This is a genomic window from Beggiatoa leptomitoformis, from assembly GCF_001305575.3.
Taxonomy (GTDB): domain Bacteria; phylum Pseudomonadota; class Gammaproteobacteria; order Beggiatoales; family Beggiatoaceae; genus Beggiatoa; species Beggiatoa leptomitoformis.
The window spans coordinates 3918062-3943959 of sequence record NZ_CP012373.2 but is presented as its reverse complement, the minus strand read 5'-3'; the positions used below and the strand labels follow the sequence as shown (position 1 = coordinate 3943959).

Annotated in this window: 22 protein-coding genes and 1 pseudogene; 11 read left to right on the top strand and 12 right to left on the bottom strand. The window is 40.3% G+C overall.

Annotation, left to right across the window (positions count from 1 at the left end; translation table 11 throughout):
* Position 1: 1 nt before the first annotated feature.
* Both AL038_RS16820 and AL038_RS16815 read right to left on the bottom strand, forming a co-directional pair.
* A complete protein-coding gene (locus AL038_RS16820) occupies positions 2 to 430 on the bottom strand; it encodes an ExbD/TolR family protein (RefSeq protein WP_062154790.1) in 429 nt (142 codons plus the stop codon).
* Positions 430 to 1044 (bottom strand): MotA/TolQ/ExbB proton channel family protein, encoded by a 615-nt coding sequence (locus AL038_RS16815; RefSeq protein ID WP_083991565.1) that lies wholly within the window; start codon positions 1042 to 1044, stop codon positions 430 to 432. The genes AL038_RS16820 and AL038_RS16815 overlap by 1 nt, the downstream gene beginning before the upstream one ends.
* 170 nt (positions 1045 to 1214) lie before the next feature.
* Here AL038_RS16815 and AL038_RS16810 point away from each other — a divergent pair, with 170 nt between their 5' ends.
* Genes AL038_RS16810 through AL038_RS16800 form a run of 3 tightly spaced genes read left to right on the top strand, consistent with a single transcriptional unit; the run spans position 1215 to position 3131 of the window.
* Positions 1215 to 2108, top strand: coding sequence for a sterol desaturase family protein (locus AL038_RS16810; protein WP_062154788.1), 894 nt, complete (start codon positions 1215 to 1217; stop codon positions 2106 to 2108).
* Positions 2109 to 2123: 15 nt separating this feature from the next.
* Positions 2124 to 2426 carry an urease subunit gamma gene (ureA, locus tag AL038_RS16805; protein WP_062154786.1) on the top strand — a complete coding sequence of 101 codons (303 nt, stop codon included), beginning with the start codon at positions 2124 to 2126 and terminating at the stop codon, positions 2424 to 2426.
* Positions 2427 to 2453: 27 nt separating this feature from the next.
* Entirely contained in the window at positions 2454 to 3131 is a 678-nt protein-coding gene (locus AL038_RS16800; RefSeq protein WP_062154784.1) for a phytanoyl-CoA dioxygenase family protein, read from the top strand.
* Between the two features lie 48 nt (positions 3132 to 3179).
* On the opposite strand, the gene AL038_RS16795 is transcribed toward AL038_RS16800, so the two are convergent.
* From AL038_RS16795 to AL038_RS16785, 3 genes are all read right to left on the bottom strand, one after another.
* Positions 3180 to 4595 carry a hypothetical protein gene (locus tag AL038_RS16795; RefSeq protein ID WP_062154782.1) on the bottom strand — a complete coding sequence of 472 codons (1416 nt, stop codon included), beginning with the start codon at positions 4593 to 4595 and terminating at the stop codon, positions 3180 to 3182.
* Positions 4592 to 6460, bottom strand: coding sequence for a tetratricopeptide repeat protein (locus tag AL038_RS16790; protein WP_062154780.1), 1869 nt, complete (start codon positions 6458 to 6460; stop codon positions 4592 to 4594). The genes AL038_RS16795 and AL038_RS16790 overlap by 4 nt, the downstream gene beginning before the upstream one ends.
* 81 nt (positions 6461 to 6541) lie before the next feature.
* Positions 6542 to 10429: a DUF3683 domain-containing protein gene (locus tag AL038_RS16785; RefSeq protein WP_062154778.1), complete on the bottom strand. Its 3888-nt coding sequence runs from the start codon at positions 10427 to 10429 to the stop codon at positions 6542 to 6544.
* 275 nt (positions 10430 to 10704) lie between these two features.
* Between AL038_RS16785 and AL038_RS16780 the strand changes: the two genes are divergently transcribed.
* The 5 genes and pseudogenes from AL038_RS16780 to AL038_RS16760 all read left to right on the top strand — a co-directional run bounded on the left by AL038_RS16780 (position 10705) and on the right by AL038_RS16760 (position 13748).
* A complete protein-coding gene (locus AL038_RS16780) occupies positions 10705 to 10923 on the top strand; it encodes a hypothetical protein (RefSeq protein WP_062154776.1) in 219 nt (72 codons plus the stop codon).
* 29 nt (positions 10924 to 10952) lie between these two features.
* Positions 10953 to 11306 (top strand): annotated as a pseudogene (locus tag AL038_RS16775) (PD-(D/E)XK nuclease family transposase); the annotation flags it as partial.
* A gap of 63 nt (positions 11307 to 11369) precedes the next feature.
* Positions 11370 to 12073, top strand: a protein-coding gene (locus AL038_RS16770) for an IS1 family transposase (protein ID WP_414635095.1) whose coding sequence is annotated in 2 segments (ribosomal slippage) — positions 11370 to 11649 and positions 11649 to 12073 — 705 coding nt in all. Because the reading frame shifts where the segments join, the coding sequence is not laid out codon by codon here.
* Positions 12045 to 12677 carry a PD-(D/E)XK nuclease family transposase gene (locus AL038_RS16765; RefSeq protein WP_062154774.1) on the top strand — a complete coding sequence of 211 codons (633 nt, stop codon included), beginning with the start codon at positions 12045 to 12047 and terminating at the stop codon, positions 12675 to 12677. Before AL038_RS16770 ends, AL038_RS16765 begins: the two co-directional genes overlap by 29 nt.
* Before the next feature lie 93 nt (positions 12678 to 12770).
* Positions 12771 to 13748 (top strand): Rpn family recombination-promoting nuclease/putative transposase, encoded by a 978-nt coding sequence (locus tag AL038_RS16760; protein ID WP_062154772.1) that lies wholly within the window; start codon positions 12771 to 12773, stop codon positions 13746 to 13748.
* A gap of 25 nt (positions 13749 to 13773) precedes the next feature.
* Here the strand turns inward: AL038_RS16760 and AL038_RS16755 are convergent, their stop codons facing one another.
* Entirely contained in the window at positions 13774 to 14838 is a 1065-nt protein-coding gene (locus tag AL038_RS16755) for an aminopeptidase (protein ID WP_062154770.1), read from the bottom strand.
* 135 nt (positions 14839 to 14973) lie between these two features.
* A complete protein-coding gene (locus AL038_RS16750) occupies positions 14974 to 16218 on the bottom strand; it encodes a M48 family metallopeptidase (protein WP_062154768.1) in 1245 nt (414 codons plus the stop codon).
* Positions 16219 to 16307: 89 nt separating this feature from the next.
* On the opposite strand from AL038_RS16750, the gene orn reads away from it, so the two are divergent.
* Entirely contained in the window at positions 16308 to 16856 is a 549-nt protein-coding gene (gene orn / locus AL038_RS16745; protein ID WP_062154765.1) for an oligoribonuclease, read from the top strand.
* 92 nt (positions 16857 to 16948) lie between these two features.
* A complete protein-coding gene (locus tag AL038_RS16740; protein ID WP_062154763.1) occupies positions 16949 to 18454 on the top strand; it encodes a bifunctional ADP-dependent NAD(P)H-hydrate dehydratase/NAD(P)H-hydrate epimerase in 1506 nt (501 codons plus the stop codon).
* Between the two features lie 115 nt (positions 18455 to 18569).
* Here AL038_RS16740 and cysN read toward each other — a convergent pair whose 3' ends face one another.
* The gene (cysN, locus tag AL038_RS16735; RefSeq protein WP_062154761.1) at positions 18570 to 19847 is read right to left on the bottom strand and encodes a sulfate adenylyltransferase subunit CysN; all 1278 of its coding nucleotides are present in this window, start codon (positions 19845 to 19847) and stop codon (positions 18570 to 18572) included.
* Complete coding sequence (cysD, locus tag AL038_RS16730) at positions 19847 to 20743, bottom strand: sulfate adenylyltransferase subunit CysD (protein ID WP_062154755.1); 897 nt, start codon at positions 20741 to 20743, stop codon at positions 19847 to 19849. Before cysD ends, cysN begins: the two co-directional genes overlap by 1 nt.
* Positions 20744 to 20926: 183 nt before the next feature.
* Here cysD and cysB point away from each other — a divergent pair, with 183 nt between their 5' ends.
* Positions 20927 to 21904, top strand: a complete 978-nt coding sequence (gene cysB / locus AL038_RS16725) for an HTH-type transcriptional regulator CysB (protein WP_062154753.1) — start codon at positions 20927 to 20929, stop codon at positions 21902 to 21904.
* 130 nt (positions 21905 to 22034) lie between these two features.
* On the opposite strand, the gene AL038_RS16720 is transcribed toward cysB, so the two are convergent.
* The 3 genes from AL038_RS16720 to AL038_RS16710 form a co-directional block, all read right to left on the bottom strand.
* Positions 22035 to 22865: an Rpn family recombination-promoting nuclease/putative transposase gene (locus AL038_RS16720; protein WP_062154751.1), complete on the bottom strand. Its 831-nt coding sequence runs from the start codon at positions 22863 to 22865 to the stop codon at positions 22035 to 22037.
* Positions 22866 to 22878: 13 nt separating this feature from the next.
* Positions 22879 to 23745 carry a PD-(D/E)XK nuclease family transposase gene (locus AL038_RS16715; protein ID WP_062154749.1) on the bottom strand — a complete coding sequence of 289 codons (867 nt, stop codon included), beginning with the start codon at positions 23743 to 23745 and terminating at the stop codon, positions 22879 to 22881.
* A gap of 432 nt (positions 23746 to 24177) precedes the next feature.
* A complete protein-coding gene (locus AL038_RS16710; protein WP_062154747.1) occupies positions 24178 to 25785 on the bottom strand; it encodes a carboxyl transferase domain-containing protein in 1608 nt (535 codons plus the stop codon).
* Between the last annotated feature and the right edge of the window lie 113 nt (positions 25786 to 25898).

The following is a 25898-nucleotide window of genomic DNA, read 5'->3' as shown; positions in this document are numbered from 1 at the left end:
CTTACTCAGATTTTTGTTCTACTTCAAAACTCAAATGCACACAATTAAGATTACGCGCCGCTTCCATCGCACGCATTACTGCTTCATGAGGCGTTTTTGCATCGGCACTAATCATCATTCGCGGGTTAGAACTATCACCAATCACTTGCTTTAACGCCGTCGTCAAAGTATCTAATTGATTATTAACTAATGTTTTACTAGTATCATTAATCGCATAGTCACCCTGTGCGGTAATATAAATTCGCGTTAGCGCATTTTGTTCTTTAGGGGCTTCTCCATTCGCTTGAGGTAAATCAATATTCAACTCTGATTGCCGATTAAACGTCGTCGTCATCATAAAAAATACCAACAACAAAAAAACCGTATCAATCAGCGGCGTTAAATTAATCCGCAAACTGTCCCGACTATCTCTCCGTCGCCGTTTAAACATTATTCAGCCTCACGCTCGCCATGAATAATATCAATCATTTTTAACGTTTCCTGTTCCATATCAACAAGAAATTGGTCAACCTTACCGCGAAAATATCGATAAAACACAAACGTTGGAATTGCGACAAATAAACCAGCGGCGGTCGTAATTAATGCCTCAGATAACCCGTTTGATAACACAGCAGGATTACCTAAACCATGCTCCCCAACAGCGGCAAACATACTAATAATCCCTGTCACCGTACCCAACAAACCCAACAAAGGAGAAATTTCTGCGATTGTTCCCAATGTATTCAAATATTTTTCCAAATCATGCACAACCTCATTAGTCACCTCAGAAATGCCCGATTTCATCATCTCACGGTCATGGTGCATGTGGGCAATCGCAGCAGCTAACATCTTGCCTAGAGGGGAATTATTCCGTAACACCTCCAAATGCTTTTTATCAAAATTGCCTTCCTGCATCCGTTTCCAGACCTGATTAATTAAGCCTTTTGGAATAATATACTTTCGTTGCAAACTCCAAAAACGCTCCCCAATAATGGCTAATGCGGCAATAGAACACAATAAAATAGGCAGCATCACCCAGCCACCCGCAACTATAATTTGAAACACAGTTAATAATTCCTCATTGGCTTGATATGATTATTTCTTATCTTAACATTTTGTCCGCTTGACCAAATAGTTTTACACCATCTTACAACCGCAGTCATTGGTTTAAAGCCCTGCCAAGATACGCTATATTACAACGATTAACCGCTTTTTTTCACCACAGAATCCTAAAGATGATACTGCCTGACTTCCTCCAGAACCTATTACACTTTTTTATTGCCTACGGCTGGGTATTTTCCCTACCCATTTTAGAACGCTTCTGGTACATCCAAAAAAAGCCACTTTTAAGACAAGGGTTTATAAGTGATTTGCTCTATCCTTATCACCCATTTGGCATTGAATTTTTTATCATCATGGGCGTTGCGATTTACGTTTTTCCCGCAGAACACAATGGCTATTTACAAGGCTATCTCAGTGATAAATCCTTTTTCTACACCATGATAATCCTGATTATTCTTGGCGAGATTGTTTTTTACACTGCCCATTATTACTCGCACAAAATCCCTGTATTATGGGAATTCCACCGCGTTCACCACAGCTCTACCACGCTAGATTCCCTCTCAACCAGTCGCTTTCACATCCTTGACCGTGCCTTATTTACCGCCCCCATACTCATTATCATTGCCTACCTTGCGCCACGTCCTGAAGTTGTACTGATTTATGAATTTGCACGCGGATTTATGGATAGATTTATCCACAGCAATTTAAACGTGCCACGCAGTCTGCATAAATTACTCATCTCCTCCCCCCATTTTCACCGCTGGCACCACGCCCAAGATAAAGAAGCATGGGACACCAATTTTTCAGGCAATTTTATTTTTATGGACCTGATTTTTAAAACCGCATACGACCCCGACCCCAGCATCAAACCCCCACCAACCACCTTTGGCGAAGATGGCTACACCAATAATATTATTTTGCATCAACTATTACCTTTTCATTTTTTACTCAAAAAAACCCAGTTTTACACCGTTTTTTGTCAAAAAATGAATCTGTATTACCAACAAATTCGTGACCACAAATGGCATCAACAACTATCACGTTTCAAATGGGTACGTGAGCTATAACCAAAGGATTTAACAATGGAATTATCCCCCAGAGAAAAAGACAAATTACTCTTATTTACCGCTGGTTTACTTGCAGAACGTCGCAAAGCCAAAGGATTAAAACTCAACTATCCTGAAGCCGTTGCCTATATTGCTTGTGCCATTATGGAAGGGGCCCGCGAAGGCAAAACCGTAGCCCAACTAATGAGCGAAGGCGCGCAATTACTCACACGTGAAGACGTGATGGAAGGGATTGCCGAGATGATTCTCGATGTTCAAGTAGAAGCAACTTTTCCCGACGGAACAAAATTAGTAACCGTGCATAATCCCATTGTATAAATAGCTATTATTTTATAGGCTTATGTTGTGATTCAACCATCTTTAACCACTGCTGGTTTTGTGTTAGTGCCGAGTGTCTTTTCACCGATTGAATGCGAGACATTCGCTACTAACATCCCAAAGATTACGCCTACCTCTGCGGGTACTCGTTCGCTTTTATCCCTAGCATGGTGTGCTGAAATAGTGCAACGTTTGCGAGCGCATCCCATTCTTACCAGCATACTTTCTTCAAATATAGTTGCTGTGCAATGCACTTATTTTGAAAAATCGTTATCTCGTAATTGGCTAGTCTCTTTTCATCAAGACCTTAGCATTCCCGTTGCGTATCGTGTTGAACATCCTCAATTACAAGGTTGGTCAGAAAAAGAGAGCGGATTATTTGTGCAAGCCCCCGCCGCTTTATTGGCAGAAATGTTGGCGATTCGCATACATCTTGACCCCTGTTTAGCTGAAGATGGCGCATTGCGTGTTATTTCGGGTTCACATTTATTGGGTCGTCTAAATCCACAAAAGATAGTTACCCAGCGTAACACCATGCAAAAAGAGATTATCTGTGTTGCAGAACAAGGTTCTGCATTAGTGATGCGTCCACTGTTATTACATGCTTCATCTAAATCTTCTGGAACAGGTTTACGGCGGGTATTACATTTTTTATTTGCACCAAAAGATGTTTTATATGGCTTGCAATGGCGCGAGAGCGTTTAAACAGTCTAATACGCTATTTTTTGTTCCCATGTGCAAGCTTTAGATTTATTAAAAACTGTAGGGGTAAATATGGCGGGAGAAGTGAAAAAGGAAGGAATCTGGGTTTTTCTCGAATTGTTTTTTGCCGTAGCTATGTAGTTCATCCAAGCGATATGTTGTTGTACAAGTCCACTCATCCCCTTGTTGTTTCACAGGAACATCGCTGGTAACAGTGGCTTTAGGCAAGGTTAGCCAATAAATTTGATGTAATCCTTTTATATAATCATAATTCGCTTTTTTGCGATTTAATGTGTCTAAAACTTCATTAAACGATTTTTCTTCAGGCGTTTTACTTTTAAGCTCATCTCTTGCAGTTATGAATGTTTGCGCTAATGGAATTTCTCTGTTTTTTATGATTTTCTTCATATCTGTTGCAGATATGGCAGATGTTAGCAAGGAAAAAAGTATTGTTTCGTAACCTTGTACGTTTTCCTCTAATTTGAACATGCTACGCATTGCAACGATAAATAAAAAAGCTACGCTTTTTTCATCAAAAGGTTGCTGTAATCCATTATGGGCAATCCAATTTCGTGTACATTTCATAATCCAACCAAACGCAGATAAACACTTATCTTCTGTCGTAAGATTTAAATTTTTAGGACTCGCATTATCTTCCCATTCATGCGCAAGTGTACGAATAAATAGCTTATAATCTCCTTCTTTATTAACAGGTTCTATCAATGGTAAGAACTTTTCTAACGTATCCAAATAATCCGCCATATTGGCTTTTAATTCGCTAATATCAGGCTTTTCCTTCAGAAAGTGCTGAAACTGAAGATTTTCATTTGAGTCTTTAATATGTTTTTTAATAAACTGGCAAGCATTAATAATGCCTCGTCTTAATGTTAAATAACGGGATTGTTCTTGTTGTTTTAGCCAATCACGTAATTCATTATAGCCTTTTGTATTTTTTTCAAAAGCATTTGGTTTTTTATCTTGTGGAATTAGCATTGTTTTACAAGCTGTTACAAATTCTTTTAAACTTTCTGCTTCACCTGTAAAAATGCAAATATTCTCTTTTGGAAACCCTGAATAAATCAGATAGTTATAAAGATACAAACCGCCTTTTTTACGTTCATAGCCATTTTCTTTTAAAGATGGGCGTATAGATTCAGGGTCTGCCCCTAAACTCAGGTCTAATAACACAACATCGATATCCTGTACTTTTTTAGAACAAATTTCTGTAAATCCATGATAATTCCCTCGTAAATCGATGCTGTGAAAAACACGATTTTTAAAAAAAGCCTCTTTTTCTAATTTCTCTAAAAATACTGTTAAGTCTTCTGGATTATCTGCTAAATCTAAAGCGTTATTATTGAGAACTGCATCACATACTTCTGAAGGGAGCAATTCTTTAAAAATCGCTTGGAACATTGTTTTTTGTTCGCCTTCAGCCCCAAAATCCTCAATCCATAAAATATTCATATAAAATTATCCTGATGAAGTTTAACGGTTATGGTGTAATTATCTTCTGTATCGTCAACAATCAATTCAGATTTATGCAAAAGCGTTAATAATCTTCTTATAAAAACAAGTCCTTGTTGACTTTTTTCTTCTTTATAACGTTTTTCTATTGAAAAGCGATTGCTACAGGTAAAACAATAACTATCTGCATTTTTAGACCAAGTCACTTTTATTGGTTTTTCTGTTGCATAACGAATTGCATTGTAAATAATTTCGGAAAAAATAGAAAATAAGAAAGTGAATCTAATGCCATCTTTTTCAAAATGAAATTGTTCCTCATCAATTTCTAGTTCGATAATGTCAAATTCATTTTTAAGCCATTCAATAATTTTTTGTGAAGACTTATCTTCTATAAAAAGAATCTCTTGTACAAATTGTTGTTTAAGTTGGTCTTGTTCCGTATTAGTGAATTGGGGAAAGAATTTAGCTAAATATCGGGAAGACAGACGAAAAAACAAGCGATTAACCGTTTGTTGTAAGGCAAAAGCTAAGGTTGTATAAATGGTTTCGCTGCCTTTATTATCTTGTTTCCATTTGGTTTTAAAATTTTCTGGTTCTGTTATATATTGTTTAAACATCTGGATTAATGTATTAGTAACAGAAAAAATATTCGCCAGTGATAATAGTCGTGAGACTGCTTTGAATTTATTGGCATCCTCTTTATAGTCTGTTCCCAGTGTTGAAATAATAATGTGAATACTTTCATCAACTGTTCCTAAACTATTATTCAAGGTATGCGTTAAAAACGATAACATTTCCTTGTCGGCTTTTTCTTTAGCCTCTTGTCTTTCCAGTTCAATTAACGCATTCATTGATACTTGACGAATAACACGGATAACTTGTTCTTGATTCTCCCCATCAATCTCTTGTATTCCTTCTAAGATAGAATTTATTTCTTTATCATCTGTAATCTCATGTAAATATTCTTTCGCTTTAGATAAATTAATAGCACCAAATCTACCTTGTTTATAAGCGGTTGCTAGGGCATATTGAGCAAGAATAGCAATGTTTTTATCACTATCCTGTTTAGCCGCTTTTTCAAGCCATTCAAGCGATTTTTCATCGTTTTGCTCAACCCCTACACCTTCGTGATAATGATTCGCTAAATTAAACTGCGCTTTAGCAAACCCTTGTTGTGCGGATTTTTGATACCATTCAAAAGCCTTTTCATGGTTTTGTGCAACCCCTTTGCCTTTTTCATAACAAACCGCTAAATTAAACTGCGCTTCAGCATCCCCTTGTTGTGCAGATTTTTCAAACCATTCAACAGCCTTTTCATGGTGTTGTGCAACCCCTACGCCTTCATGATAACAAAGAGCCAAACTAAGCTGTGCTTGAGCATCACCTTGCTGTGCAGATTTTTTAAACCATTCAAAAGCTTCTTCATCGCTTTGCACAATCCCTATGCCTTTGTGATAACAAAGAGCTAAACTAAGCTGTGCTTGGGCAAACCCCTGTTGTGCAGATTTTTCAAACCATTCAACAGCCTTTTCATGGTTTTGTGCAACCCCTACGCCTTTTCTATAACAATTCGCTAAATTAAACTGCGCTTGAGAAAACCCTTGTTGTGCGGATTTTTGATACCATTCAACAGCCTTTTCATGGTTTTGTGCAACTCCTTCGCCTTTATGATAACAAACCGCTAAATTAAATTGCGCTTTAGCATCTCCACGTTTAGCCGCCTGTTCCATCTGTTTAAATAAGTGTTTATTAACTTTAACTACCTGCGGGTTCTCGTTTTTTATGCTATCGACTTTCTCAATCGGTAATCCTTGATGACTGGCAAGCGGTTTTTTCCGACTGGGTGGCGTATTTGTTGAATCCATTTCAAATCTCCTGAAACAATAGGGTGTATAAACATCAGCGTTATACACCCTAAATAAACTTAAAAACCAATAACCTGATTATTACAACAACACCCGTTCAACCCCGCCGTGTTGAACTTTTTCAATAAACCGTTGTTGCCAGCCATTGCCCAAGTTTTTATTAGCGAGTTCTACAACAATATAATCGGTTTCAATCCCTACTTCATCCCGATAACGCGATAAACCTTGCACGCAAGCAGGGCAAGAAGTCAGCATTTTAACCGTCCCTTGTTCATTAGTTTCAGTCCCACTAAGACTTTTCACGCCTTTGTGTAACTCTTCTTGTTTACGGAAACGCACTTGCGTTGCAATGTCAGGACGCGCAACCGCAAACGTACCCGCTTCACCACAACACCGCTCAGACAATAAAACCGATTGCCCCAATAAACTGGAAGCAACTTTCGTCGGATTATACGTTTTCATCGGTGAATGACAAGGGTCATGATACATATACCGTTCGCCACTAACTCCTTCTAACGTAATGCCTTTTTCCATTAGGTATTCGTGAATATCTAATAAACGACTGTTGGGGAAAATTTGTCCAAACTGATATTTCAGCAGTTGGTCCATGCAAGTTCCACAAGAGACAATAACGGTTTTAATATCTAAATAATTTAAGTTATTAGCTACACGATGGAATAAAACTTGATTCCCTGTGGTGATGTTTTGCCCTTTAACTTCGTCACCATTAGCCAGTTGTGGATAGCCACAGCATAAATATCCCGGTGGGAGAACAGTTTGTGTACCAACTTCATACAGCATGGCTAAGGTTGCCAAACCCACTTGGCTAAATAAGCGTTCCGAACCGCAACCGGGGAAGTAAAACACGGCTTCGCTATCATCTGTCACTTTTGCAGGGTCGCGCAAAATTGGAATGGTATTTTTATCCTCTAGCTCTAACAATCCGCGCATGGTTTTTTTCGGTAAACTGGCGGGTAGCGGTTTTTTTACAAAATTAATGACTTGCGCTTTTAAGGGCATTTTGCCCGTTGTGGCGTGCGGAATGGTTTTTTTACCTGCAAACCCTAGTTTTTTCGCCAGTTGATAACCCAAATTTTGGGCTTTAAATCCCCAATCTAACATGGCAGTACGGAGAATTTTGATAAATAAGGGGTCTGTTGCGTTGAGGTAGCGCATCGCTGCCCATGTGCCAAGACTTGCCCGCCGTTGTCCTTGTTTTTTCAGAATGTTACGCATTTTAATGGTGACATCGCCGAAATCAATATTCACAGGACAAGGATTTTCGCACTTGTGGCAAACGGTGCAATGGTCGGCGACATCATTCATTTCGTCAAAATGGCGTAAAGAAATGCCGCGTCGTGTTTGCTCTTCGTATAAAAAGGCTTCAATAATCAATCCAGTCGCTAGGATTTTATTGCGTGGCGAGTAGAGTAAGTTAGCACGTGGGACATGGGTATTGCAGACGGGCTTGCACTTGCCACAGCGTAAGCAGTCTTTAATCATCACGTTCAATTCGCCCAATTCGCTGGCTTCTAGCAGGAGGGCTTCTCGTTCTAACAGTCGTAATGATGGGGTATAGGCGTTTTGTAGTCCGCCATTAGGAAGCAGTTTTCCGCGATTAAAATGACCCTTGGGGTCTATCTTTTCTTTATATTGAATAAAGGCTTGTTGATATTCAGGGCTTAAAAACTGGAGTTTAGTAATGCCAATGCCATGTTCGCCTGAAATCACCCCGCCAAGCTTTTCTGCAAAGGCCATAACGCGGGCAACAATGCGGTCGGCTTCATGCAGCATGGCGTAATCATTAGAATTAACAGGGATATTGGTATGTACGTTGCCATCGCCCGCGTGCATGTGGGTAGCGACAAATAAGCGTCCACTGCGTTTTTTGTGGTGTATATCGCAGATTTTTTGTTGAACTTCTTGTAAATTCAAGCCAATAAAAATATCGTCTAGTGTTTTTTGAACGGTGAGACGGTAAGAAATTCGCAGGTCGCGACGTTGTAATAAAGCAAAAATGCTTTCTGTGCCATTATCTGTAATATTGGCAAGACTGTAACTTTCTCTAAAGGTGAGTAAATTTGCATCCGTAAGGGTTTTTAACGTGTGGGCAGGCATGTCTAAATTTGCCATTAAATGCGCCCAAAGTTGTTTGGTTTTTTGCAGGTAGTCGATAGCGGTTGCTTTTTTGGTCGCTAAGATTTCGCCTGATTCTTGGCAATGTCCAAAATCACCGCCTTGTTTGGTGTTAAAGCTGGTAGGTAAATCATTTTCTAAATAATAAAGAATTTTATCAACGATTTGCAGTTTATTTTGGGTGGATTGTTCGATGTTAATCCGTTCAATTTCGTCATTGTATTCGGCTAAACGGTCTAGCGGAATGACAACGTCTTCATTGACTTTAAACGCATTGGTATGTGCTGCAATCGCGGCGGTGCGTGAACGGTCTTTCCAAAATAATTGACGGGCTTCTGCGGTAATAGCAACAAACCCTTCTGCTTCACGAGCATTGGCTAAACGGACGATATGTGAGGCAGATTGTGCAATTGCATTTTCATCTTCTCCTGCAATATCAATTAATAAAACCATTTTTGGCAGTTCTTGACGTGGGGCTTTGGTGCTGTATTTCACGGCGCGTACATATCGTTCATCTAAGTGTTCCATGCCTGCTAGTAACACGGTAGGAACGCTATCTAAGTAGTTTTTCACTTCGACAATCGCAGGAACGGCTTTGCGCAAGTCCGCACCGAAAAATTCTAGGCAAACAGTGCGGGTAAACGTGGGTTGTTTGTGTAAAACGAATACGGCGGAGGTAATTAAGCCATCACAACCTTCTTTTTGTACTCCGGGTAAACCGCCAAGAAATTTATTAGTAACATCTTTACCTAATCCCGGTTTGCGGATTTCATGGGCGGGGATGCGTAAAACAGTTGGTTCACCTTTTTGGGTTTTGCCGTCTATGTCGTAACGGGTTACACGAAATTCAGCGAAAGGGATTTCATGAATTTTGCCTAAGTTGTGGTTTAGGCGTTCAATTTCTATCCAATCCGCATCAGGTGTAACCATTTTCCATGAAACGAGATTATCTAGCGTTGTTCCCCACAAAACGGCTTTTTTTCCGCCTGCATTCATGGCGATATTACCGCCGATGGTGGAGGCTTCTTGCGAAGTAGGGTCAACTGCAAAAATACATTTATGTTCTGCGGCACGTTCAGCAACGCGCTTAGTCACTACACCCGCTTCTACCCAAATAGTGGAGACAGGTTTGTCGACATTGGGTAAAGTGCGTTGTGTGACAGCTCCCATGGCTTCTAATTTTTCCATGTTTATTACAGCACTGTCTTGTACTAACGGTACAGCTCCCCCCGTGTAACCTGTGCCACCCCCACGCGGAATCAGCGTTAGCCCAAGTTCAATACATGCTTTAACCAGCCCTGCGGTTTCTTTTTCAGTATCAGGGCATAGGACAACAAAGGGATATTCAACGCGCCAGTCCGTCGCATCAGTGACATGCGAAACGCGGGCTAGTCCGTCGAAACGGATATTGTCTTTATGTGTAACTTGGCGCAAACGACGGCGTACTTTACGGCGTAGCATGTGTTGGCTGTCTAACCACGCATGAAATTGTTGTACCGTTTGTTGAGCTGTTTTTATCAAGCTAAGCGTTAAAGGATTATCTTCCGCACGGGTTTCAATTTGGGCAAGACGATGTGTTAGGGAATGAATCAGCGATTCAAGCCGTTTATGGTTGTCGAGCAAATCGTCTTGAATAAAGGGATTGCGTTGAATAACCCAAATATCTCCAAGCACTTCCAGCAACATACGGGCGGAACGTCCTGTTCTCCGTTGTGTGCGTAATTCGTTGAAAGTTTGCCAAGCATTTTCCCCCATCAAGCGAAGAAAAACTTCTCGGTCGGAAAAAGAAGTGTAGTTGTAAGGGATTTCACGAATACGGGTTTGTGTCGTCATGAGTGTAACAACCGATGATAATGAAAGTCTAAAGAAGTTGAAGTTTAGCAGAAAATGTAGCTAAAGGCATGAAAAACCTGTATTTTTTAAGGTAAATACAGGTTAAATAGATGTTGTTAAAGTGGATTTTTAAATTCAAAATGGCGATTAAGTCGCTTAGTTTAAACAAGCATTCTGTGGGTTTCTTTGTTGCAACGTGGCTAATTAACAACCATGCTATGCTAAATTAAAGATGATTTAAACTATTAGATAAATGAATCTACGTGAGGGAATATATGGAATTTGCGACGGTAACGGAAGCCTTAACAGTATTAAAAAATACGGATGGTGATAATTTTCGCTGGATTGCGGCAATTTATTATTTGTTGAACGAAGCACCGAGTGAGGCTCGTGCAGATATGGCGGAGAAATTTAACACAATGCCTGTAGAACAGCAGTCATTAATTCAAAGTATGTTAGACATTTACCAAGTAACAAAAAAAGCTGCGCAGTAGATAAAATTGTTTGATACAAGAGGGATTTTATGCGCGTAAAAGACAAATACATCAACCCCTTTACCGATTTTGGGTTTAAAAAGTTGTTTGGGAGTGAACCAAATAAGGACTTGCTTGTCGATTTTCTTAATGAGCTATTGCAGAAAAAGACAGGACAAATTATTGACTTGACTTATCTTCCTCCTGAACAACTCGGGCGACACATCGATAATCGTAAAGCAATTTTTGATATTTATTGCGAAAACGAATACGGGGAAAGGTTTATCGTTGAATTACAAAAAGCGAAACAAAACTATTTCAAAGACCGTAGTATTTATTACTCTACGTTTCCAATTCAACAACAAGCTGAAAAAGGTCAATGGGATTTTAAATTAAACGCGATGGTAGTGCTAAAGAGAAAGTGATATTAAAATAAGAAAACAGAAGAAAGAAGAAGAGTCCCTAAAATGCTAACCTGCCCAAGCTGTAAAGCGACACACATTGTGAAATACGGAAAAACCCGCACAGGGACACAAAACTACAAATGTCGCGAATGCGGACGACGATTTGTAGAACAACCCACCAAGAAATACATAAGCCAAGAGACGTGGGCACAGGTGGACAAGCTATTAAAAGAAAAACTTTCACTGAGAGGAATAGCCCGTGTTACAGGAATCTCAGGCACATGGCTACAACATTATGTCAATGGTTTGTATGCGCAACAAAGACTAGAACAAGCCGTTAAAAAAAAGGACAGTTGCGCTTAGAATGCGATGAGATGTGGTCATTTGTTGGGCAGCGTCGCCAGAAAGTGTGGGTATGGTTAGCGTTGGATAGAGACTCACGAGAGGTTGTCGGGATTGCCTTTGGGAAGCGAGATGTTGAGGGAGCGCAAGCACTCTGGAATTCACTCCCAGCGGTATATCGGCAATGTGCAGTCTGTTACACCGACTTCTGGGAAGCGTACCAGAAAGTTCTTCCGAGTAAACGGCATCAAGCAGTAGGGAAGGAGACGGGGCTGACCAATCATATAGAGCGATTTAATAATACGTTAAGACAGCGTGTCAGTCGTTTAGTGAGGAAAACCTTATCTTTCTCCAAGAAAATAGAAAATCACATTGGGGCTACTATTTTTTTCATTAATGATTATAACAAATCACTGCTTCTTTAGCACTACCAACGCGATTTATACCGTTGGCATTTTAGATTTTGTCTTTGATGAGGATAAAGAAGACCAAGACGTTTTTCATCATGAAGTTAAATTGATAGACCAAAGTACCAAAAGAGTCTTTTATGACAAATTGACTTATATCTATTTAGAAATGCCTAAATTCACCAAAACTGAAAATGAATTAGAAACGCATTTTGACAAATGGCTGTATATTTTACGGAATTTAGAAAATTTAACCAACCGCCCGAAAAAACTGCAAGAGAAGATATTCGGCAAGCTGTTTGAACAAGCAGAAATCGCAAATTATACCGACCAAGAATATGCAGAGTATGAGGAAAGTTTAAAAGTCTATCGGGATTTAAAAAATGTGATTGATACGGCTTTTGATGAGGGTAAAGCTGAGGGTTTGGCTGAAGGACTGGCTGAAGGAATAGAGAAAGGGCTGGCTCAGGGGATTGAAAAAGGACTTGCCGAAGGTATGGAGAAAGGCAAAGATGAAGCGATTCGTTTAACCGCATTGCAGTTGAAACAGGAAGGTATTCCTCATGAAATTATTGCAAAAGTAACGGGCTTAACCATCAAAATAATCGATGAATTATCTTGAGTGGACTCGGCAAGCGTTTTTAAGTTTAGTTTCTAGCTAAGTAACAAAAAAAGCTGCGCAGTAGATAAAATTGTTTGATACAAGAGGGATTTTATGCGCGTAAAAGACAAATACATCAACCCCTTTACTGATTTTGGGTTTAAAAAGTTGTTTGGGAGTGAACCAAATAAGGACTTGCTTGTCGATTTTCTTAATGAGCTATTGCAGAAAAAGACAGGACAAATTATTGACTTGACTTATCTTCCTCCTGAACAACTTGGACGACACATCGATAATCGTAAAGCAATTTTTGATATTTATTGCGAAAACGAATACGGGGAAAGGTTTATCGTTGAATTACAAAAGGCGAAACAAAACTATTTTAAAGACCGTAGTATTTATTACTCTACGTTTCCGATTCAACAACAAGCTGAAAAAGGTCAATGGGATTTTAAATTAAACGCAATTTATACCGTTGGCATTTTAGATTTTGTCTTTGATGAGGATAAAGAAGACCAAGACGTTTTTCATCATGAAGTTAAATTGATAGACCAAAGTACCAAAAGAGTCTTTTATGACAAATTGACTTATATCTATTTAGAAATGCCCAAATTCACCAAAACTGAAAATGAATTAGAAACGCATTTTGACAAATGGCTATATATTTTACGGAATTTAGAAAATTTAACCAACCGCCCGAAAAAACTGCAAGAGAAGATATTCGGCAAGCTGTTTGAACAAGCAGAAATCGCAAATTATACCGACCAAGAATATGCGGAGTATGAGGAAAGTTTAAAAGTCTATCGGGATTTAAAAAATGTGATTGATACGGCTTTTGATGAGGGTAAAGCTGAGGGTTTGGCTGAAGGATTAGCTGAAGGGGTTGAAAAAGGCAAAGCGGTGGGACTGGCTGAAGGAATAGAGAAAGGGCTGGCTCAAGGGATTGAAAAAGGACTTGCCGAAGGTATGGAGAAAGGCAAAGATGCAGCGATTCGTTTAACTGCATTGCAGTTGAAACAGGAAGGTATTCCTCATGAGACTATTGCAAAAGTAACGGGCTTAACCATCAAAATAATCGATGAATTATCTTGAGTGGACTCGGCAAGCGTTTTTAAGTTTAGTTTCTAGCTAACAGTCCATTCAATGTTTGTTGACGTTCTTCAGCAGACAATTGTGATAGCGTTTTAACGGCTTGATAAAATTCAGCTAAATTGCCTTGTTTTTCGGATAATAATGTAGTGAATGCGGGAATATAATCTTGATAAGTCAATATTGAGGTAATTTTAGCGTTATTGAGTGTTTCTGCGAACCAAAAATCATATCCTGCGTAGCCTCCCCATTTTTGTTGTTTAACTTGTTGATAATTAGCTTGTAGTTGCGCAAAAATATGTGTTTTCTGTGCGATTTTATCTGCTTGTGATAATGGTGAACGGTAAAGCTGTTCTAAATCTGTGCGTGTTTGTTGAATTAAAACGATAAAATCGGCACGTCGCTGGCGATATTGTTGATAATTTTCCCATTCCGCAGGTGTCCCATTTTGTGCTAACCAACGTTCTACACCAATGGTTTCTACCGTCATGGCAAAACTTTCATTAAAAGCGGTGTCATTGGGGATATATAAAAGTTGATGGGATAATTCGTGAAAAATGACGGATGCAATGCGTGTTCGCGACCACGATAACATGGTGTTTAATAAGGGGTCGGTAAACCAACCTAGTGTTGAATAGGCGGCGATGCCTCCAACATAAACATCGTATCCCTCTGTTTGTAATGCGCTTGCTGCTTGTTTTGCATCCGCTTCGGTAAAGTAACCTCGATAGCTGACACAGCCTACGACGAGAAAACACCATTCTTGCGGTTTTATGGAAAAAGGCGCGGCAGCGAAAACATTCCAAACCACGTAAGGGCGTTGTAAATCAGCATAAAAGGTGTAGCTGGGATTGTCTGGTAAATATAGCTTATCACTGGCAAAGGCGCGAATTTGAAGAACTTCAGCCAGTTGTTGTTTTAAACGTGTTGGGGTGTCGGTTTGGGCTATGACATTTTCTATGGGTTGCATCCGTTGCCAAATATCAACTTGTCCTTGCATGGCTTGCCCGTAGTAGCTGATGGTATTGCAGGCGGTAATGATGAAGACACTTAATAGTAAGAAAATGAATTTAATCTGTTTATTATGTGTCATGGAATGTACTCTTATTTTGTTTGCATGACGAAATTTATTTAGTGTAAATCCGTTGTGAAAGTAACACGGATAGCACTATTTTTAGTAGTGTTATCCGTTGGCTTTGACCTTTATTTATTTGTCATAGGCCGCCCATTATTTTCCTACGCTGTTTAAATGGGCAATGCGTACAGGCGCGGGGGGATGTGAGTCATAAAAGGCGGAATATAAAGGGTCGGGCGTGAGTGTGTTGGCATTTTCTTTGTACAATTTCACAAGGGCTTGTACTAAACAGTCGGCACTTGCTTGTTGAGCAGCAAAGCTGTCTGCTTCAAATTCATGTTTGCGTGCCGCCCATGCGAATAAGGGACTAAAAAAGAAGGTAAACACAGGCATTATTAGCATGAATAGGAGTAATGCCATGTAAGTGCTAGGCATTGTGATGCCAAACGCATTATAAAACGCCGTTTGTTGTATTAACCAGCCCAATAAAGCCAATCCACTTAGGCTGATGATTCCCATAAAAAACATACGTTTTTGTACGTGATTATGTTTAAAATGTCCTACTTCATGCGCAAGAACGGCTTCTACTTCATCTACATTTAATCCTTCTAGCAAAGTGTCAAAGAAAACAATTTGTTTATGTTTACCAAGACCTGTGAAATAGGCGTTGCCATGTCCAGAACGTTTCGAGCCGTCCATGACGTAAATACCTTCACTGGTAAAACCATTGCGTTGTAATAGCCCATCTATTCGTTGTTTTAATTCACTGTCTTCTAACGGTTTAAATTTGTTGAATAGCGGCGCGATAAAGGTTGGGTAAGCAATAAGCATTAGTAATGTAAAGCCTATCCAGACAAACCAAACCCATAACCACCATAATGCACCTGCAAATTCCATTAGCCATAAAACGATGGTTAATAAGGGAACAGCAATAACCAGCGATAAAACCAAGCCTTTTAAAGTATCCGCAATAAAGGTTTCCATACTCATGCGGTTAAAACCAAAAGTGGATTCAATTCGAAAAGTTCGATACCAACTGATGGGTAAATCTAGCAGTGAGGAAATCAGCATAAAACTGAGGATAACCGCAACCCCTGTCCATAAGGATGACCAACCCATTGCACGCCATGTATGGTCTAAAAAATTTAACCCCCCTCCAACCGTCCAAACCAATAAAATAGCGGTTTCTAACAATAATAGTTTTTGTGCGAAACGGGTTTTAATTTCAGTATAAGTGCCTGCTGTTTGGTGTTCGGACAACGCGATTTTTTCTTTAAATAAAGTAGGAACTTGGTTTTTATTAGATTGCACCATCTTAATTTGTCGCTGTGCAAGCCACCATTGCAAGCCTACGCCCGCAATAACGGCTAGTAAAAATACAACGGTTAATTCATTCATGTATAAAACTCTCTTAATTAGACGCTATAGAAACGATTGTATAGGGTAAAATAGGGATTAATTAATATAAGTTAAAGGTAACTCGCATAATGTCCCAAGACCCAACACATTTAATTTGGATTGATTTGGAAATGACAGGCTTAGAGCCAGCGCATGAATCCATTATTGAAATTGCAACGGTTATCACCGATGTTCACTTAAATCTGGTTGCTGAAGGCCCTGTGATTGCTATTCATCAACCTGATAGCTTATTAGCCACAATGGATGAATGGAATACGCGCCAACATAATGAGTCGGGGTTAGTAACAAGAGTGCGTGAAAGTACCATTGATTTAGCAACCGCAGAACAAATGACACTGGCATTTTTACAACAATACGTTCCTGCGGGTAAATCGCCAATTTGTGGCAACACAGTCAGTCAAGACCGTTTGTTTTTACATGCCTATATGCCCACATTAGAAAAGTATTTTCATTATCGTCAAATAGATGTCAGTACGCTAAAGGAATTAGCACGGCGATGGATGCCTCAATTGCCCAAGTTTAGCAAAACTGCACAACATCTTGCTATGTCAGATATTTATGAATCTATTAATGAATTAAAATATTATCGGGAACATTTTTTGCGTTTGCCTGTTTAAACATAGCGTGTTATGTCACTTCGGGCATTGCAGAGACAGACGCAAGCGACCAAATAATGCACGACAGCAAGATTTTCGTGTAGGAGCAAACCATGAAAGATAAATCCGTACTTCCTCTGCCATTATACCGTGCCAGCCAAGTACGTGAACTAGACCGTATTGCCATCGAAGAAATGGGAATACCGGGTATTTGTTTAATGGAACGTGCAGGCAGTACTGCATTTCAAGTCATGCAAACCTGTTTCCCAAAAGCAAAACGTATTATCGTGCTTTGTGGCACAGGCAATAATGGCGGTGACGGCTATGTAGTTGCCCGTCTTGCCTACCTTGCGGGCTACGATGTAACAGTATTGCAATTGGGAAATACCAATCAGCTTAAAGGTGAATCCCGTCTCGCTTTTGAAGGCATGCTCAGTGTTGGACTATCGCCACAAGTTTTTTCAGAAAAAAAACTTTCCATTGTCGACCTTATTGTTGATGCCTTAATTGGTACAGGACTAGACCGTGATGTTGCAGGTAAATTCCGCGACGTGATAGACGCAGTCAGTCGGCGTACCTGCCCTGTATTATCCCTAGATATTCCCTCTGGATTACAAGCAGATACGGGAAAAGTAATGGGAACAGCGATTAAAGCCGATATTACAGTCAGCTTTATTGGTTTAAAACAAGGTTTATTTACGGGGGATGGACCTGAATATTGTGGCAAAATTTATTTTGATGACTTGCAAGTTCCCGAAGCCACTTTTAAACAGGTACGCCATACCGTGTCACGTCTCCCCGATATTCTTTGCCGTGAGGCCTTTAAACGTCGTCCTCGTAATGCGCATAAAGGCGCGTTTGGACATGCCCTTATTATTGGTGGCGAACGCGGTATGACAGGTGCGGCACGCTTAGCCGCCGAAGCCGCAGGACGCGTGGGTGCGGGTAAAGTCAGCATTGCGACACGCACCGCACATGCAGATATGCTAAACCTAACCCGTCCTGAAATTATGTGTCATGGCGTTGAAACAGCCAAAGAACTTAAAACTTTACTAGAACAAGCGGATGTAGTGGCGATTGGTACAGGCTTAGGACAAGGGCAATGGGCAAAAGAGATGTTAGAAGCGGTGCGCCACACCGATAAACCCATTGTTGTTGATGCAGATGCACTGAATTTATTAGCACATTCACCCTTTCGTTTTAGCAACAGCGTTATTACCCCCCATTCTGGAGAGGCTGCCAGACTACTGCATTTAAGCACTGATGAAGTAGAATCTGACCGCTTTGCCGCTGTGCAAGCCCTACAACTGCGTTTTGGAAATATTTGTGTGTTAAAAGGCGCGGGAACATTAATTGCGGATACACAAGGACAAATCAATATTTGTACCGCAGGTAATCCCGGCATGGCAACCGGTGGTATGGGAGACGTACTGACAGGGGTTATAGTCGGATTATTAGCACAAGGATTTTCCACTTTACAAGCGGCACATTTAGGCGTGTGTTTACATGGTAAAGCAGGGGACAAAGCCGCATTAGAAGGCGAAAGAGGTCTATTACCCAGCGATTTGTTGCCTTGGTTACGTTATTTTGTAAATCCCGAGTTACAACAAACGGATTAAACAGATTATCCGAACCAAGATTTACAAAACCGCACGGATACCACCACTTTTTTTAATGGTAGTATCCGTTCAGAACTATCCGTAAAAACACCTAATTCTGATTAAAACCATAATCTTAAACAATCATTCCTGCGGCAACGGTATTATTCGTATCACTATCAATCACAATAAAGCTCCCCGTGCCACGATTATGAGAATAAGCATCAATAATCAACGGTTTTAAAAGCTTTAGCGAAACCAACCCAATTTCATTCATTTGTAAGGTATTACCAACAATCTCTTTTTGTTCTAACGAATGAATGTCTAAACTGTAATGCAGTTGATGAATAACACCGCGCACCGTTTGAGTCGTGTGTTTAATCCAATATTTCTTGCTGAAATCTAAAGGAGAATTATCTAACCAACAAATTTTTGCTTGAAATTGCTTTTCTACCTGTGGCGTATCGCCCGTTTTTACCAACATATCGCCACGCGAAATATCTCGTTCATCGGTTAAAGTCAGCGTTACCGATTGCGGGGCAAAAGCAAAATCGGCTTCTCCTTGTCCCGTATAAATCGCTTTAATTTTACTGGTCATACCACTGGGTTGAACCGTGATAGCATCGCCAACGGCAATCACACCCGATTCTATCCGCCCCATGTAACCCCGAAAATCGTGCAATTCTTCCCCTTGTGGCCGATTAACAACCTGTACAGGAAAGCGAAACGGGTGCGCGGTTAAATCACGAGCGATGGATACATTTTCCAATGTCCCTAATAAAGTATTTCCTTGATACCAAGGCATATTATTATCGCGCGTTACCACCATATCCCCATTTAAGGCAGAAATAGGAATGTAATGTACATCATGCAACCCTAACTTTGCGGCGAAAACTTTAAAATCTGCAACAATTTGATTATAAACTGCTTCTGAATAATCCACCAAATCCATTTTATTAATAGCAACAAGGATATGTGGAATTTCCAATAAATGCGAAATACAGGCATGACGACGCGATTGTGGCAAAATCCCCTTACGCGCATCGATAAGAATAATGGCTAAATCCGCAGTACTTGCGCCTGTTACCATATTTCGCGTGTATTGCTCATGCCCCGGTGTATCCGCAATAATAAATTTACGGCGAGGTGTGGAAAAATAGCGATAAGCGACATCAATCGTAATGCCTTGGTCACGTTCTGCTTGTAACCCATCCGTCAATAAAGCTAAATCAACGCCCTTACCCCCTTTACGCTCATGATAATTTTGCGCGGCTTGCAATTGGTCTTCATAAATACCTTTAGTATCTACTAATAAACGACCAATTAACGTTGATTTACCATCATCCACGCTACCTGAGGTTGCAAAGCGCAATAAGCCACTTGTTGTATTTAAAATCACACTCGGTGCGTTCATTAGAAATACCCTTCCCGTTTCTTATCTTCCATTGAAGAATTGCCATGATCGATAATGCGTGTTTCCCGCTCGCTGCGCGTTGCAACTGCGGATTCTTCCACAATTTCTTCCAATGTCACCGCAGCAGAACGCACCGCCCCCGTGCAGGGTGCGCAACCTAAGGTACGAAAACGACACAATACCGTTTCTACCGTTTCATGCTCGCCTAACTGCACATTATCAGCAGGGATTAAGGCTGTTCCACGTTGTACCATCTGGCGTTCTTTAGCAAAATATAATGGTACGATGGGGATTTTCTCTTGCAGAATGTATTCCCAAACATCCATTTCAGTCCAATTAGAGAGCGGAAAAACCCGCACTGATTCACCTTCATGAATTCGTCCATTATACAAATGCCATAACTCAGGACGCTGATTGCGTGGTTCCCACTGTCCAAACTCATCGCGGAAAGAGAAAATGCGTTCTTTTGCCCGCGAACGTTCTTCATCACGTCGCGCACCACCAAAAGCAGCATCGAAACCGTATTTTTCTAAACCCTCAAGCAATGCAGCCGTTTTTAACGCGCCACAACAACGTGCTACCCCCAGTTTTTGCGGATGCGCACCCTCACTAATTGCTTTTTCATTACGATGAACAATTAAACGCGCACCAATAGAACGAGTATATTCATCACGAAATTCAATCATTTCCTTGAATTTATAACCCGTATCAACGTGCATTAAGGGAAAGGGAATAGGCGCGGGATAAAACGCCTTTTGGGCAAGACGTAACATCACGCTAGAATCTTTACCGATGGAATACAACATTACAGGATTGCGAAACTCGGCGACCACCTCACGGATGATGTGCATCGATTCGCTTTCCAAAATTTCTAAATGGGTCAGTTGGCGAGTCATAATTTGGGTCTAACAGTTAATAGAAATTAATAAATGGCGACAGTTAGTATGAAAAAGACGTTATATAGTATTCAGCCGAAGTTTATAGAATTTTACTTCTCTGCTTTACACTATAGCGAAACCGCCTTATTCTTTAAATGAATAGTTAAGCATTAACTTATATCAAAAAGGAATGGGTTTAGAATGAAATTACAACAACTACGCTACATTTGTGAAGTTGCTCAACGGGGTTTAAATGTATCTGCAACGGCTGAAGGATTATATACGTCACAACCCGGTGTTAGTAAACAGATTAAGCTGTTAGAAGAAGAGCTAGGGGTACAAATTTTCGCGCGTAAAAGTGGCAAACAACTAACGCATATTACCCCAGCAGGACAAGCCATTATTCATGTTGCACAAGATGTTTTACGACAAGTAAGTAACATTAAACGCATTTCCCACGAATTTAGTGATAATCAAAGCGGTACACTTTCAATTGGCACAACACATACTCAAGCCCGTTATGCCTTACCACCGATTATTAAACAGTTTATTAAAAAATATCCTAAAGTAGTCTTACACATGCACCAAGGCACGCCCCTGCAAATTTCTCAACTAGCGGCAGAAGGTACTGTAGATTTTGCCATTGCAACAGAAGCACTAGAACTATTTGATAATCTAGTTATGATGCCATGTTATCGTTGGAATCGGGGTATTTTAGTGCCACCAGACCATCCCCTTGCCAACATTAGCAAACCAACACTTGCCGATGTTGCACAATATCCATTAGTCACTTATACCTTTGGTTTTACAGGACGTTCTCAACTAGACCATGCATTTACAAAAGCAGGATTAGAACCACAAGTTGTCTTTACTGCATCCGACGCAGATGTGATAAAAACCTATGTCCGTTTAGGGTTAGGCGTTGGAATTGTCGCCCACATGGCGTATGACGCTGGTTTAGATGATGATTTGTGTATGGTAGATGCAAGCCACTTGTTTGAACCCAGCACCACCCGTTTAGGTTGCCGACGGGGTACATTCTTAAGAAGTTACATGTATGATTTTATGCAATTATTTGCCTCACACTTAACCCGCGAACGGGTTGAAAAAACAATGGAAATGACGAATCAAGATGAAGTGGACACCTTATTTAAAGATGTTGTTTTACGCATGTTGTAACAAGACTTATCTGGATTAGAATCATTGAGTGTGAACAAAGACGGATAATACCACCTGAAGCGGCGTTATCCGTCTGGGTATATCATCAAAAATTAGTCATGCTAAAGAAGCGGTAATTTGTTAGTACTCTCTAATCATTTAAGAAAAGTTGCCGCGAAATCCCCGTGGTTTGTTCTATTAATTCAACTGGCAATCCTTGGGCTAGTAAGTTCTTGGCTATTTCTAGTTTCCCTTTTTCAATTCCGATTTCGATACCTTCGTCACGTCCTTTCTCCTGCCCTTTTTTGAAGTCTTCCGCTTTCTCTTTCTCGCGTAATTCTGCTTCTGAGTATTCATCTTTCATTCGTGCGCGGTCTTGCGGGGTTAAGCCGTCACGTTTGATTAAATCCACCACTTTTAAAATTTCGTGTTTATGGTAAATCGTTTCATCTATTTCTTCGTCTAAGCTGTCTTTTATCAGTTCTAACCATTGGCGATAGGGTTCGGGGGTGTTTTCATTAACATGTTTTGGCGAAATATAGAGAATGCGGTGATGAATTTTATTCAAGGCTTTTTTAGTAAAGCAATCAATAGGGTCAAAGTTGATTTCTGCCATCGCAACATCTTCTTTTGTGCCAGAGGTGGAAACAACGATGGTAAAAACAGTTAAGTTTGGAGAATAATTTTTTGCATTTTCCACTTGTTGTAATAGTGCCGCACAGTGGTAGTGTAAAAAACGGTCGTAATGGTCGGGATAACGCCGATGTTGAATATCGACGATGACACGATTTTCTAAATCTTCGGCGTGTAAGTCAAAACGCGAATCGACATTCCCTATCGGTTTTTCATATTTCTTTTCTGTTTCGACTTTGTCTATTTTTAAATCAATGCCCAGAAAATCTTTTACAAAGGCTTTAAACACTTCTACATCGCAAAAAGCTTTTTTAAAAATCACTTCGTAACGTAATGAGGCGACTTGCATGGTTTTTTCTCCATTAATCGGTTAAAAAAAGTTGCCGAGAAATCCCCGTGGTTTGTTCTATTAATTCAACTGGCAATCCTTGGGCTAGTAAGTTCTTGGCTATTTCTAGTTTCCCTTTTTCAATCCCTTTTTCAATTCCCTTTTCAATTCCGATTTCGATACCTTCGTCACGTCCTTCTTGTCGTCCTTTCTCCTGCCCTTTTTTGAAGTCTTCCGCTTTCTCTTTCTCGCGTAATTCTGCTTCTGAGTATTCATCTTTCATCCGTGCGCGGTCTTGCGGGGTTAAGCCGTCACGTTTGATTAAATCCACCACTTTTAAAATTTCGTGTTTATGGTAAATCGTTTCATCTATTTCTTCGTCTAAGCTGTCTTTTATCAGTTCTAACCATTGGCGATAGGGTTCGGGGGTGTTTTCATTAACATGTTTTGGCGAAATATAGAGAATACGGTGATGAATTTTATTCAAGGCTTTTTTAGTAAAGCAATCAATAGGGTCAAAGTTGATTTCTGCCATCGCAACATCTTCTTTTGTGCCAGAGGTGGAAACAACGATGGTAAAAACAGTTAAGTTTGGAGAATAATTTTTTGCATTTTCCACTTGTTGTAATAGTGCTGCACAGTGGTAGTGTAAAAAACGGTCATAATGGTCGGGATAACGCCGATGTTGAATATCAACGATGACGCGGTTTTCTAAATCTTCGGCGTGTAAGTCAAAACGCGAATCGACATTCCCTATCGGTTTTTCATATTTCTTTTCTGTTTCGACTTTATCTATCTTTAAATCAATCCCAAGAAAATCTTTTACAAAGGCTTTAAACACTTCTACATCGCAAAAGGCTTTTTTAAAAATCACTTCGTAACGTAATGAGGCGACTTGCATGGTTTTTTTCCTGTTGTCTGAACCACAATTACTTAATTATCTCAATTTTCATCATTATAAAAAATATTCTTTAAAATTTAGAAAATTAAGTTAATTGTGTAAATTGCGGTTCAGACAAAAAAGTATAAAGTGTAAAGAATCCTAGGGGAAAATAAGAACAACACGAAAACTTAAAGTGTAGTAATTAATCGTAGGTGCAATATTGTCACGGTTAGCAGAACGAGTGTAATCAGTACCGTACTCGTCAGCATAATCCGAACTCTATTATCTGCTGAACAATTTTGCCCTATACCAATAAAAGTGAAAATATCACCCTGATAATTTTAATCTATTTATAAAACTCAGCAAGTACAAACAAATAAGGATAGTGCTAAAAAAGAAGATGCAGAGATATGTTAAGCATATTTACGCAACATAATGCACTCTCAAATATTACATTCTAAACACACCAAACTGGGTTTTTTCTATGGGTGCATTCAGGCAGGCGGATAATCCTAAACCAAGTACCATGCGGGTATCTGTGGGGTCTATCACACCATCATCCCATAATCGCGCACTGGCATAATAAGGATGTCCTTGTGTTTCATACTGTGTGCGGATGGGGTCTTTAAAGCTTTGTTCTTCCGCGCTGGACCATGTTTTACCGTTGGCTTCCATATTGTCGCGACGAACTTGTGCTAACACATTAGCGGCTTGTTCGCCGCCCATGACTGAAATACGCGCATTAGGCCACATCCATAAAAAACGTGGACTATATGCCCGTCCGCACATGCCGTAATTGCCTGCACCAAAACTGCCGCCAATTAATACAGTTAATTTAGGTACTTGTGCGCAAGCGACGGCAGTGACCATTTTCGCGCCATCTTTGGCTATACCACCCGATTCGTATTTTTTCCCGACCATAAACCCTGTGATATTTTGTAAAAATATTAAGGGGATGCCACGTTGGCTACATAATTCAATAAAATGCGCGCCTTTTTGCGCTGATTCGGAAAATAAAATGCCATTATTCGCCACAATTCCAACAGGATAACCCCATAAATGGGCAAAGCCACACACAAGGGTTGCGCCATAAAGTTGTTTAAATTCGTCAAATTCTGAGCCATCAACTAAACGGGCGATAATTTCCCGAATATCAAATGGTTTACGAGGGTCTTTGGGAATAACGCCATAAATCTCTTGGGGGTCATATAAAGGTGGAATGACAGGACGTATGGCGAGCATTGGTTTTTTAACGCGATTTAAGTTACCAACAATTTGGCGGGCGATGGCGAGCGCGTGGCGGTCATCATGGGCATAATGGTCGGTTACGCCCGAGGTGCGACAGTGAACATCTGCACCGCCTAATTCTTCTGCACTGACAATTTCGCCAGTTGCTGCTTTTACTAAAGGAGGGCCTCCTAAAAATATTGTCCCTTGATTTTTAACGATAATGCTTTCGTCCGACATCGCGGGAACATACGCACCGCCTGCCGTACATGAACCCATAACAACGGCAATTTGGGGAATACCGCGTGCAGATAAAGTCGCTTGATTGAAGAAAATACGTCCGAAATCGTCTTTATCGGGAAAAACTTCATCTTGATGGGGTAAAAATGCACCGCCTGAATCGACGAGATATAGACAGGGTAACTGATTTTCTGTCGCAATTTCTTGGGCGCGTAAGTGTTTTTTAACTGTTAAGGGGTAGTATGTACCACCTTTAACGGTCGCATCATTCGCTACAATCATGCACTCGCACCCCATAATACGCCCAATGCCTGTAATAATGCCCGCAGCAGGAACATCATCATCGTAAACAGCATACGCGGCGAGTTGTGATAGTTCTAAAAAGGGTGAGCCAACATCAAGCAGGGCGCGTACGCGCTCACGGGGGAGCAGTTTTCCGCGTTCTAGGTGTTTTGCACGGGCGCGTTCACCACCGCCTTGTGTCACAACGGTAATTTTTGCGCGTAAATCTTGCACTAGCCCTTGCATGGCAAGGACATTTTCATGATAGCCTGCGGAACGGGTATCAATGGTTGTTTTTAATATGCTCATACATTGCCTTTGGTGGAGTTTTATGGATTTATTCGTGCGAATAGATTCGCATCTGTTTATCTAAAAAGCTTTTTATTTTTTAAAGCGGGTTAGTTTTGATTCAAATAAAAGCT

What these genes read in the sequence shown, in the direction of transcription:
- AL038_RS16820 (WP_062154790.1), bottom strand. Translation starts at nt 430, where the DNA reads ATGTTTAAACGGCGACGGAGAGATAGTCGGGACAGTTTGCGGATTAAT.
- AL038_RS16810 (WP_062154788.1), top strand. Translation starts at nt 1,215, where the DNA reads ATGATACTGCCTGACTTCCTCCAGAACCTATTACACTTTTTTATTGCC.
- ureA (WP_062154786.1), top strand. Translation starts at nt 2,124, where the DNA reads ATGGAATTATCCCCCAGAGAAAAAGACAAATTACTCTTATTTACCGCT.
- AL038_RS16795 (WP_062154782.1), bottom strand. Translation starts at nt 4,595, where the DNA reads ATGAATATTTTATGGATTGAGGATTTTGGGGCTGAAGGCGAACAAAAA.
- AL038_RS16790 (WP_062154780.1), bottom strand. Translation starts at nt 6,460, where the DNA reads ATGGATTCAACAAATACGCCACCCAGTCGGAAAAAACCGCTTGCCAGT.
- AL038_RS16785 (WP_062154778.1), bottom strand. Translation starts at nt 10,429, where the DNA reads ATGACGACACAAACCCGTATTCGTGAAATCCCTTACAACTACACTTCT.
- AL038_RS16780 (WP_062154776.1), top strand. Translation starts at nt 10,705, where the DNA reads ATGGAATTTGCGACGGTAACGGAAGCCTTAACAGTATTAAAAAATACG.
- AL038_RS16765 (WP_062154774.1), top strand. Translation starts at nt 12,045, where the DNA reads ATGATTATAACAAATCACTGCTTCTTTAGCACTACCAACGCGATTTAT.
- AL038_RS16760 (WP_062154772.1), top strand. Translation starts at nt 12,771, where the DNA reads ATGCGCGTAAAAGACAAATACATCAACCCCTTTACTGATTTTGGGTTT.
- AL038_RS16755 (WP_062154770.1), bottom strand. Translation starts at nt 14,838, where the DNA reads ATGACACATAATAAACAGATTAAATTCATTTTCTTACTATTAAGTGTC.
- AL038_RS16750 (WP_062154768.1), bottom strand. Translation starts at nt 16,218, where the DNA reads ATGAATGAATTAACCGTTGTATTTTTACTAGCCGTTATTGCGGGCGTA.
- orn (WP_062154765.1), top strand. Translation starts at nt 16,308, where the DNA reads ATGTCCCAAGACCCAACACATTTAATTTGGATTGATTTGGAAATGACA.
- AL038_RS16740 (WP_062154763.1), top strand. Translation starts at nt 16,949, where the DNA reads ATGAAAGATAAATCCGTACTTCCTCTGCCATTATACCGTGCCAGCCAA.
- cysN (WP_062154761.1), bottom strand. Translation starts at nt 19,847, where the DNA reads ATGAACGCACCGAGTGTGATTTTAAATACAACAAGTGGCTTATTGCGC.
- cysD (WP_062154755.1), bottom strand. Translation starts at nt 20,743, where the DNA reads ATGACTCGCCAACTGACCCATTTAGAAATTTTGGAAAGCGAATCGATG.
- cysB (WP_062154753.1), top strand. Translation starts at nt 20,927, where the DNA reads ATGAAATTACAACAACTACGCTACATTTGTGAAGTTGCTCAACGGGGT.
- AL038_RS16720 (WP_062154751.1), bottom strand. Translation starts at nt 22,865, where the DNA reads ATGCAAGTCGCCTCATTACGTTACGAAGTGATTTTTAAAAAAGCTTTT.
- AL038_RS16715 (WP_062154749.1), bottom strand. Translation starts at nt 23,745, where the DNA reads ATGCAAGTCGCCTCATTACGTTACGAAGTGATTTTTAAAAAAGCCTTT.
- AL038_RS16710 (WP_062154747.1), bottom strand. Translation starts at nt 25,785, where the DNA reads ATGAGCATATTAAAAACAACCATTGATACCCGTTCCGCAGGCTATCAT.